An 11,196-nucleotide genomic window follows, 5' to 3' on the forward strand; every position below is an offset into this window, starting at 1 on the left:
ACGTTCCGGTGACCAGCGCGAACGAAGAGAAGCTTCTCGAAAACCTGAAGTGGATGACGGCCGAGCTGCGCCGGTCCCGCCGCCGCGTCCAGGAGATCGAGGCCGACGCCGCCGAGCCCATCGCCATCGTGGCGATGAGCTGCCGCTTCCCCGGCGGGGTCAGGTCGCCGGAAGACCTGTGGCGACTGGTCGACGAGGGCGGCGACGCCATTTCCGGATTCCCCGCCGACCGCGGCTGGGACGTCGAATCCCTCACCGATTCCGATCCCGACCGCAAGGGTGCCTTCTACAACACCGGCGGTGGATTCCTCGACGATGCGACGCTCTTCGACCCCGCGTTCTTCGGGATATCGCCGCGCGAGGCGCTGGCGATGGACCCGCAGCAGCGCCAGTTGCTGGAGGTCGCCTGGGAGGCGTTCGAGCGCGCCGGCATCGACCCCTCGACGGTGCGCGGCAGCCGTACCGGCGTCTACGTCGGTGCCAGCGCGATGGGATACGGAGCCGACCTCAGGGAGGTCCCGGAGGAGCTGGAAGGGCTGCTGCTGACGGGCGGCGCCACCAGTGTCCTGTCCGGCCGTGTCAGTTACGTCTTCGGGCTCGAGGGCCCGGCCGCCACCGTCGACACCGCGTGCTCGTCCTCCCTCGTCGCCCTCCACCTGGCGACCCAGGCGCTGCGCCAGCGCGAGTGCTCGCTCGCCCTGGTCGGCGGCGTGTGCGTGATGCCCAACACCGACGTGTTCGTCGAGTTCAGCCGTCAGCGCGGCCTGGCCCCCGACGGGCGCTGCAAGTCCTTCGCCGCCTCCGCCGACGGCACCGGATGGTCCGAGGGCGTCGGCGTGCTGCTCGTCGAGCGGCTGTCCGACGCGCTCCGCAACGGGCACCCGGTGCTGGCGGTGGTGCGGGGTTCGGCCGTCAACCAGGACGGTGCGAGCAACGGTCTCACCGCCCCCAACGGGCCCTCGCAGCAGCGCGTCATCCGCCAGGCCCTGGAGAACGCCCAGCTCTCCGCCGCCGAGGTCGACGTCGTCGAGGCCCACGGGACGGGCACCCGCCTCGGGGACCCGATCGAGGCGGAGGCCCTGCTGGCCACCTACGGCCAGGACCGCCCCGAGGGCCACCCGCTGCGCCTCGGTTCGCTGAAGTCCAACCTCGGCCACACCCAGGCGGCCGCCGGTGTCGCGGGCGTCATCAAGATGGTCATGGCGATGCGGCACGGCGTGCTGCCGCAGACCCTGCACGTCGACGAGCCCACCCCCGACGTCGACTGGTCGGCCGGCGACGTCGCCCTGCTCACCGAGCGGATGCCGTGGCCCGGGACGGGCGCACCGCGCCGCGCCGCCGTGTCGGCCTTCGGCGTCAGCGGCACCAACGCCCACACGATCATCGAGCAGGCCCCGGAGCCCGAGGAGGTCCCGGAGCCGCAGCCCGTCGCACCGGCGCGCGTGGTGCCGTGGCTGCTGTCGGCGAAGGGGCAGGAGGCTCTGCGCGACCAGGCCCGCCGCCTGTCCGCGTACGTGGGCGAGCACACCGGGCTGCGCGCGGTGGACGTCGCCCACTCGCTGGCGCAGGGACGTGCCGCGTTCCAGGACCGTGCGGTGGTCGTGGCCGCGGACCGCGCGGGCCTGCTGGCCGCGCTGAACGCGCTGGCCGAGGGCGACCCGGCCGCCAGTGTGGTGACGGGGTCGCCGGCCGAGGGCAAGGTGGCGTTCCTGTTCACGGGGCAGGGAAGTCAGCGGCTGGGGATGGGGCGGGAGCTGTACGGCGCCTATCCGGTGTTCGCGCAGGCGCTGGACGCCGTGCGTGAACGGCTGGGTCTGGATGTGCTGTTCGGGGAAGACGCTGAGGCGCTGGACCGGACGGAGTTCGCGCAGCCGGCGTTGTTCGCGGTCGAGGTGGCGCTGTTCCGGCTGCTGGAAAGCTGGGGTGTGAAGCCGGACTTCCTGTCCGGGCATTCGGTGGGCGAGATCGCCGCCGCGCATGTGGCCGGGGTGCTGTCGCTGGACGACGCGTGCACGCTGGTCGAGGCGCGGGGTCGGTTGATGCAGGCGCTTCCGGCCGGCGGCGTGATGATCGCCCTTCAGGCGTCGGAGGACGAGGTCCTGCCGCTGCTCAGCGACCGGGTGAGCATCGCGGCGGTCAACGGGCCGCAGGCGGTCGTGATCGCGGGTGACGAGGATGCCGCTGTCGCGATCGTGGAGGCGTTCCCGGACCGGAAGTCGAAGCGGGTGACGGTCAGCCATGCGTTCCACTCGCCGCACATGGACGGCATGCTGGACGCCTTCCGCGAGGTGGTGTCCGGGCTGACGTTCGCAGCCCCGCGCATCCCCGTGGTCTCCAACCTGACCGGCGCCCTGGTCACCGACGAGATGACCTCGCCCGACTTCTGGGTGCGGCACGTCCGCGAAGCCGTTCGCTTCCTCGACGGCGTCCGCGCCCTGGAGACCGCAGGCGTCACCACGTACGTCGAACTCGGCCCCGACGGCGTGCTGTCGGCGATGGCGCAGGAGTGCCTGACCGGCGAGGGCGCCGCCTTTGTCCCCGTCCTGCGCAGGGACCGTTCCGAGGCCGAGACCGCCACCTCCGCGCTCGCCCACGTCCACACCCGGGGCGTCGCTGTCGACTGGCAGGCGTACCTCGCCGGGACCGGCGCGCAGCGCGTCGACCTGCCCACCTACGCCTTCCGGCGGCAGCGCTACTGGATCGAGCCGCCGGTCCCGGGCGTCGGGGACGTGCGTGCCGCCGGGCTGGAGGCCGTCGACCACCCCCTGCTGGGCGCGACCGTCGCCCTCGCCGACGGCGAAGGGTTCCTGCTCACCGGCCGCCTCTCCCTGGACACCCACCCCTGGCTCGCGGACCACACCGTCTGGGGCTCCGTGATCCTGCCCGGCGCGGCCGTCGTGGAACTTGCCGTACGCGCCGGTGACCAGGTCGGGTGCGACGTGCTGGAGGAACTCACCCTCCAGGCCCCGCTGGTGCTGCCCGAGCGCGGCGGCGTGCAGGTGCAGATCCACGTGGGCGCGCCCGACGCCGACGGCACCGGCCGGCGCACGTTCACGCTCGCGTCCCGCGTCCAGGACGGCGCCGGCGACGAGCCGTGGGTGCGGCACGCCGAGGGCGTCCTCGCCCGGGGTGCCGCGCGCCCGGACTTCGAGTTCACCCAGTGGCCCCCGGCGGGCGCCGAACCCGCCGAATCGGACGACCTCTACGACGTGCTGGCCGGGCTCGGCATGGGCTACGGGCCCGTGTTCCGCGGTCTGACGGCCGCGTGGAGGCACGGGGAGAGCGTCTACGTCGACGTCGCGCTGCCCGAGGGGACCGCCCCGGCCGCGCGGGACTTCGGCCTGCACCCGGCCCTGCTCGACGCCTGCCTGCACGCGCTGGCGCTGGGCGGGCTCGGCGGCACCGTGGGTGTGGGACGCCTGCCGTTCTCCTGGACCGGGGTCACCCTGCACGCCGCCGGCGCCGAGGCGCTGCGCGTCCACGTCGCGCGCACGGGCACGGACGGCGTACGCCTGGAGATCGCCGACACCTCCGGCGCACCCGTCGCCACCGTGGACGCCCTCGCCCTGCGCACCGTCTCGGCGGAGCAGGTACGCGTCGCCGAAGCGGCCCACCTGGAGTCGCTGTTCGGCGTGGAATGGTCGCCTGTGACCGTTGGGCGTGGTGAGGGCCCGCTGGGACGGCGCTGGGCCGTGCTCGGCCGGGACGAACCGGGCCTGGCCGCCACGGGTGCGGAGGTGGCGGAGTACGCCGATCTTGCCGCGCTCCGCGAGGCGTTGACGGCGGGGGAGCGGAGCTTCGACTCCGTCTTCGTCCACCTGCCGGCGACGGAACACGGCAGTGTGGCCGATACGGTGCATTCGGCCGTGCGGGGTGCGCTGGCGACCGTGCAGGAGTGGCTCGCGGACGAGCGCCTCGCGGACGCGCGGCTGGTGTGGCTGACGTCGGGTGCCGTGACGACGGTGCCCGGTGGCGCGGTGACGGATCTCGCGGGCGGCGCGGTGCGGGGACTTCTGCGCTCGGCGCAGTCCGAGAACCCGGACAGCTTCGTGATGGTCGACCTCGACGACGACCCCGCCTCGGCGCAGGCGCTCGCGGCCGCCCTGGCCAGCGGCGAGCCCCAACTCGCCATTCGCCGCGGCATGGTGCAGGCCCCCCGGCTGGCCCGGGTCCCCGCCACGACGGCGCTGACCCCGCCGGCGGACACCGGCGCCTGGCGCATGGACATCCGGGACAGGGGTACGGTCGACAACCTCGTGCTCGTCCCGAGCCCGGAGTCCGAGGCGGCGCTGGCGCCGGGTGAGGTGCGGGTAGCCGTCCGAGCGGCCGGCCTGAACTTCCGCGACGTCCTGAACGCCCTGGGCATGTACCCGGGTGACGCGGGCCTGATGGGCGTCGAGGGTGCGGGCCTGGTCGTGGAGACCGGTCCGGGTGTCACCGATCTCGCCCCCGGCGACCGTGTGATGGGCATGCTGCCGGGTGCGTTCGGCCCGCTGGCCGTTGTCGACCGCCGGATGGTCGCCCCGATGCCCGAGGGCTGGACGTTCGCCGAGGCGGCGTCGGTGCCGATCGTCTTCATGACGGCGTACTACGCGCTGCACGACCTTGCGGGACTGCGCGGCGGTGAGTCCGTTCTCATCCAGGCGGCGGCGGGCGGCGTGGGCATGGCCGCCGTCCAGCTCGCCCGCCACTGGGGTGCCGAGGTGTACGCCACCGCGAGCCCCGGCAAGTGGGACACCCTGCGCGGGCTGGGTCTGGCCGACGACCGCATCGCCTCCTCCCGCACCCTCGACTTCGAGGACGCCTTCCGCGCCGCGACCGGCGGGCGGGGTGTCGACGTCGTTCTGGACTCCCTGGCGCGGGAGTTCGTGGATGCTTCGTTGCGGCTGCTGCCGCGCGGCGGACGTTTCGTGGAGATGGGCAAGACCGACGTCCGTGAGCCGCAGGACGTCGCCGCCGCCCACCCCGGCGTCACCTACCAGGCCTTCGACCTGACCGAGGCCGGCCTCGACCGCATCCAGGAGATGCTCACCGAGCTGCTGGCCCTGTTCCGGTCCGGTGCCCTGCACCTGCTCCCGGTCTCGGCGTGGGACTTGCGTCAGGCGCCCGAGGCGTTCCGTCATCTGAGCCAGGCACGCCATGTGGGGAAGATCGTGCTCACGGTTCCCCGTGACTGGGACCCGGACGGCACCGTCCTCATCACCGGCGGAACGGGTGCCCTCGGTGGTCTCGTCGCCCGGCACGCCGTCACCGCGCGCGGCGCCCGCCACCTGCTGCTGACCAGCCGCCGCGGTGAATCCGCGGCCGGCGCCCGCGAACTCGCGGACGAACTGCGCGCCCTGGGCGCCGAGGTCACCGTCGCCGCCTGCGACACCGCCGACCGCGACGCGCTGGCCGCCCTGCTCGACTCCATCCCGGCCGAGCACCCCCTGACCGCCGTCGTGCACACCGCGGGCGTCCTCGACGACGGCGTCATCGACTCCCTCACCCCGCAGCGCCTCGAGAGGGTCCTGCGTCCGAAGGTCGACGCGGCGCTCCACCTGCACGACCTCACCCGCCGGCTCGACCTCGCCGACTTCGTCGTCTTCTCGGCGATCGCCGCGGCCCTCGGAGCGCCCGGGCAGGCGAACTACGCCGCCGCCAACGCGTTCCTGGAAGGCCTCGCGGAGCAGCGGCGCGCCCAGGGACTCGCGGCCACCGCCCTCGCCTGGGGCCTGTGGGCCCCGCAGGTGGGCGGAATGGCGACCCACCTGGACGAGAGCGATCTCCAGCGCATGGCCAGAGACGGCGTGGGCGCCCTCTCCAGCCACGACGGCCTCGCCCTCTTCGACACCGCGCTGTCCGTCGGCGCGGCGGTGCTCCTGCCGATGAAGCTCGATCTCGCGGTCCTGCGCGGTCAGGCCCGGTCAGGTGCCCTGGCGCCGCTGCTGCGCGGTCTCGTGGGTGCCCCCACGCGCCGGGCCGCGGCCGCCGCCGGTGGCGGCGGAGGGGAGGACGGGCTGCGGGCACGTCTGGCGGCTCTCGCCCCGGCCGAACGCGACCGTGCCCTGCTGGATCTGGTCCGCAAGCAGGTCGCCGTCGCGCTCGGCTACCCGGGTCCGGCCTCCGTCGAGCCGGACCGCTCCTTCAAGGAACTGGGCTTCGACTCGCTGACCGCCGTCGAACTGCGCAACCTGCTGGGTGCCGCGACCGGCCGGCGCCTGCCGGCCACCCTCGTCTTCGACTACCCGACCGCCACCGCGCTCGCCGGCCACCTGCGCCAGGAACTCGTCGGCGACGTCACCGACGGGAACGCGGACGGGGTCGGGACCGCCCTCGCGCCGACCGGATCGCGCACGGTCGGCGCAGACGACGACCCCATCGCGATCGTGGCCATGGGCTGCCGCTACCCGGGCGGCGTCCGCAGCCCGGAGGACCTGTGGCACCTCGTCGAGACCGGCGGCGACGCGATCTCCGGCCTTCCCGGCGACCGGGGCTGGGACACCGCGGAACTCCTCGCCCACGGCGACGCGCAGACCTTCCAGGGCGGCTTCCTTTACGACGCCGACACCTTCGACGCCGACTTCTTCGGGATATCGCCGCGTGAGGCGCTGGCCATGGATCCGCAGCAGCGGCTCCTCCTGGAGACCGCCTGGGAGACGATCGAACGCGCGGGCATCGACCCGACCACCTTGCGCGGCAGCCAGGCGGGCGTCTTCGTGGGAGCCGCGTACACCGGGTACGACGCACAGCTCGAGCGGAACGGCACCGACGGCGTTCTGGGCCATGTCATGACGGGCAACGCGGGCAGTGTGATGTCGGGGCGTGTCTCGTACGCGCTGGGGCTCGAAGGCCCCTCGGTGACCGTGGACACGGCGTGCTCGTCCTCGCTGGTGGCGCTGCACTGGGCGGTGCAGGCGCTGCGTAACGGCGAGTGCACCGTGGCGCTGGCCGGCGGCGTGACCGTCATGTCCACCCCCGCCACCTTCAGCGAGTTCAGCCTCCAGGGCGGCCTCTCGCCCGACGGCCGCTGCAAGGCGTTCGCCGCCGCGGCCGACGGCACGGGGTGGAGCGAGGGCGTGGGCATGCTGCTGGTGGAGCGGCTGTCGGACGCGCGGCGCCACGGGCACCCCGTGCTGGCGCTGGTGCGCGGTTCGGCGGTGAACCAGGACGGTGCGAGCAACGGCCTGACGGCGCCGAACGGCCCGTCGCAGCAGCGGGTGATCCGCCAGGCCCTGGCGAGCGCCGGGCTGTCCGCCTCGGACGTGGACGCGGTGGAGGCGCACGGCACGGGCACCCGGCTCGGGGACCCGATCGAAGCGCAGGCCCTGCTGGCGACGTACGGCCAGGACCGCTCGCCGGAGCAGCCGCTGCTGCTCGGCTCGATCAAGTCCAACCTCGGGCACACGCAGGCCGCGGCCGGTGTCGCGGGCATCATCAAGATGGTCATGGCGATGCGGCACGGCGCGCTGCCCCGCACGCTCCACGTGGACGAGCCGACTCCGCACGTCGACTGGTCGACGGGGGACATCGACCTGCTCACCGAGCAGCGGGAGTGGCCCGAGACGGGCCGTCCGCGTCGGGCCGGCATCTCGTCGTTCGGCATCAGCGGCACCAACGCCCACACGATCATCGAGCAGCCGCCGGGCGACGTCGCGGAGGCCGCCGAGGTCCCCGCGCAGGCGCCCGGCCTCCTCCCGTACGTCCTCTCGGCCAGGACCCCCGAGGCCCTGCGCGACCAGGCCCGACGCCTGCTGCCGGTGGTCGAGTCCGGCGCCGCGCCTCTCGCCGACCTGGCCCACTCGGTGGCGACCACCCGGGCGGCCCTCGGCGAGCGGGCCGCGATCGTCTCCGGCGACACCGATGGGCTGAAGACGGCCCTCGTGGCGCTCGCCGAGGGGCGGCAGGCCCCCGGCCTCGTCCAGGCGACGGTCACCGCCGGCCCGCTCGCGTTCCTGTTCACGGGGCAGGGCAGCCAGCGGCTCGGGATGGGACGCGAGCTGTACGACGCCTATCCGGTCTTCGCGGAGGCGCTGGACGCGATCGGTGAACGGCTCGCAATGGACTCGCTGTTCGGTGATGACGCGGAGGCGCTGGACCGGACGGAGTTCGCGCAGCCCGCGCTGTTCGCGGTGGAGGTCGCCCTCTTCCGGCTGCTGGAGTCGTGGGGGGTGCGTCCCGACTTCGTGTCGGGGCATTCGGTGGGTGAGATCGCTGCCGCGCATGTGGCGGGGGTGTTCTCGCTGGACGATGCGTGTGCGCTGGTCCAGGCTCGTGGGCGGTTGATGCAGGCGCTGCCGGGTGGCGGTGTGATGATCGCGCTGGAGGCGTCGGCGGACGAGGTCCTGCCGCTGCTGGCCGAGCGGGTGAGCATCGCTGCGGTCAACGGGCCGCGCTCGGTGGTCGTCGCGGGTGACGAGGACGTTGCCGCGGGGATTGTGGAGGCGTTCCCGGACCGGAAGTCGAAGCGGCTGACGGTCAGTCACGCGTTCCACTCCCCGCACATGGACGGCATGCTGGCGGACTTCCGGAAGGTCGCCGAAGGGCTGTCCTACGGCGCGCCCCGCATTCCGCTGGTCTCCAACCTCACCGGCGCCCTGGTCACGGACGAGGTGAGGTCGCCCGACTTCTGGGTGCGGCATGTGCGGGAGGCCGTGCGCTTCCTGGACGGCGTCCGTGCGCTGGAGGCGGCCGGTGTCACCACCTACATGGAACTGGGCCCGGACGGCGTGCTCTCCGCCATGGCCCAGGACTGCCTGACCGGGGAAGGCGCCGCCTTCGTCCCCGTCCTGCGCAAGGGCCGCCCCGAGCCGGATACGGCCGTGACCGCCGTCGCGCAGGCCCACACCCGTGGCGTCACCGTCGACTGGGCCCGGTTCTTCGCCGGGACCGGCGCCCGCCGCGTGGACCTGCCCACCTACGCCTTCCAAGGGCAGCGCTACTGGCCCGAGCCCGCGGCGTCGCGTCCCGCGGTCGACGGCACACGTGACGCGGTGGACGCCCGCTTCTGGGAAGTCGTCGAGAACGCCGACCCCAAGGGGATCGCCGACGAGTTGGGCATCGACGCCGACCAGCCGCTGAGTGCCCTGCTGCCCGCCCTCTCGCTCTGGCGCCGCGACCAGCAGGCGCGTACCCAGGTGGACGCCCGGCGCTACCGCGTCACGTGGAAACCGTGGTCGAACGGGAACGGCACCGGCGATGGCACCACCACCGGTGTCTGGCTGGTGGCCCTCCCGGCCGCCCACGCCGACGATCCCTGGGTGGGTGCCGTGACGGCGCGCATCGAGGCCGGCGGTGCCCGCGTCGTACCCGTCGTGCTCGACTCCGCCGACGCCGACCCGGAGGCGATTGCCGCTCGCCTGCGCGGACACGACACCGTCACCGGAGTCCTGTCCCTCCTCGCGCTGGACGAGCGACCCCACCCGGAGCACCCCGGAGTCCCCGTCGGCCTCGCGTTGACCTCCGCGCTCGCCGAGGTGCTGACGGGCGACGCCGCCGGGGTCGACGCGCCGCTGTGGTGCGTGACCCGCGACGCCGTCGCGGCCGTCGCCGCGGACGGGCTCACCGGCGCCGCCCAGGCCCACGTCTGGGGCCTCGGCCGGGTTGTCGCCCTGGAGTACCCCGACCGCTGGGGCGGGCTCGTCGACCTGCCCGCCGACTGCGACGAACGGACGCTGGACCGCCTGGCCGCGCTGCTCGCCGGAGCGGGCGACGAGGACCAGCTCGCCGTCCGCGCGTCCGGAACCTTCGTACGCCGCCTGGAGCACGCCGTGCCCCAGGGACCGGTCGCCGGGACCTGGACCCCGCGCGGCACCGTGCTGGTCACCGGCGGTACGGGCGCGCTCGGCCGCCACACGGCCCGCTGGCTCGCCGAGCACGGCGCGCAGCGGCTCGTCCTCGTCAGCCGCAAGGGAGCCGACGCGCCCGGCGCGGCGGAGCTCGAGAAGGAACTGTCCGGGCTCGGCGCCGAAGTGACGCTCGCCGCCTGCGACGTCGCCGACCGGACCGCGCTCGCGGCGCTCGTCGAGGGACTGGCCGCCGAGGGCAGCCCGGTACGCGCCGTCGTGCACGCCGCCGGAGTCTCCCAGCCCCCCGGGGCGCACACCGATCTGCCCGGCCTCTCCCACGTCGTGGCCGCGAAGACCGCCGGAGCCGTGAACCTGGACGCGCTCTTCGGGACGCCGGACTCCCTCGACGCCTTTGTCCTCTTCTCGTCCATCGCCGGTGTCTGGGGCAGTGGCGGACAGGGCGCGTACGCGGCGGCGAACGCGTTCCTCGACGCGCTGGCCGAGCGCCGCAGGGCCCAGGGCCTGCCCGCGACCGCGGTCGCCTGGGGCCCGTGGGCCGACGGCGGCATGGCGGCCGAGGGCGACGCGGAGGAGCAGCTGCGCCGCCGCGGCCTGCCGCCCATGGCCCCGGCCGACAACCTGCTGGCGCTGGAACGCGCCGTCGCAGGCCGCGAGGCGGCCGTGACCGTCGCCGAGGTGGACTGGGCGCGCTTCGCACCCGCCTTCACCGCGGCCCGGCCCCGCCCCCTGGTCGCGGACCTTCCCGAGGTCCGGGACGCGCTGCGCGCCGACCCGCCGGCCGCCGCGGACGGCACCGACGACCCGTCCTCCGCGACGCTCCGGCGCCTCGCCGAACTCACCGGCGACGACCGGCAGGCGGCCCTGCTGGACCTCGTGCGCGAGCACGCGGCCGCAGCCCTCGGACACGCCTCCGCCGACGCGGTGGCCGCCGAACGCGCCTTCAAGGACCTCGGCTTCGACTCCCTGACCGCCGTCGAACTGCGCAACCGCCTGGGTGCCGCGTGCGGGCTGCGACTGCCCTCCAGCCTCGTGTTCGACTACCCCAACCCCCGGGCCCTCACCGGGCACCTGCTGCACAGCCTCTTCCCCGAGGCCGCCGGCACCACGACCGCCCACCCCGTGGACACCGACCCGCAGGACGCCGAACTACGCCGGACACTGGCCACCATCCCGCTGGGCCGGATCCGCGAAGCCGGGCTGCTGGACACCCTGCTGCGGCTGGCCGCCCCGGACGACACACCCGCCGGCGCGGCCGACACCGCCGACCCCGCGGACGCCGCGGACTCCATCGACGCGATGGACCTCCAAGCCCTCCTCGACCTGGCACTCGACGGCCACGGCGACCCCGACGGGTCCCACGGCGGCGCCACCGACGACGACAGCAACCGATCCTGACGTGCCCGAAGTG

Annotated in this window: 1 protein-coding gene; it reads left to right on the forward strand. The window is 74.3% G+C overall.

The features are described 5' to 3' along the window. Nucleotides 1–8: 8 nt before the first annotated feature. Nucleotides 9–11,183, forward strand: a complete 11,175-nt coding sequence (locus ABZ479_RS29590) for a type I polyketide synthase (protein WP_500464410.1) — start codon at nucleotides 9–11, stop codon at nucleotides 11,181–11,183. The last annotated feature ends 13 nt before the right edge of the window (nucleotides 11,184–11,196 follow it).

The organism is Streptomyces sp. NPDC005722 (assembly GCF_040630935.1).
GTDB lineage: Bacteria > Actinomycetota > Actinomycetes > Streptomycetales > Streptomycetaceae > Actinacidiphila.